This is a genomic window from Variovorax sp. Varisp36, assembly GCF_047304235.1.
In the GTDB taxonomy this organism is placed as follows: Bacteria; Pseudomonadota; Gammaproteobacteria; order Burkholderiales; family Burkholderiaceae_C; genus Variovorax.
Window position 1 is genome coordinate 1 of the sequence record NZ_JBGLYU010000115.1, and the last position, 269, is coordinate 269.

A 269-nucleotide genomic window follows, 5' to 3' on the forward strand; every position below is an offset into this window, starting at 1 on the left:
GTGCCGGAACGCTTCGCCCGCCGCAACGACCTGCACGCCTTTTATCTGCCGGTCAACGATGTACCGCCGGTGGAAACCCACCTTTACTGGCACGAAAGCACTGACCAGGACCCGGCGAACCGCTGGATGCGCGAGCAGATGATCGAGTTGTGCCAGCAAGTGACGGCGCAGGAGAAAAAGCTCGAGAAGGTGTAGGGCACTACACCTGGTTATCGTTCTTCGCGAGCAAGCCCGCTCCCACATTTGGAATGCGTTCCCCTGTGGGAGCG

Annotated in this window: 1 pseudogene; it reads left to right on the plus strand. The window is 60.2% G+C overall.

The window, feature by feature from the left end:
* Positions 1 to 195 (plus strand): annotated as a pseudogene (locus ACCD11_RS28415) (hypothetical protein); the annotation flags it as partial.
* Positions 196 to 269 lie beyond the last annotated feature (74 nt).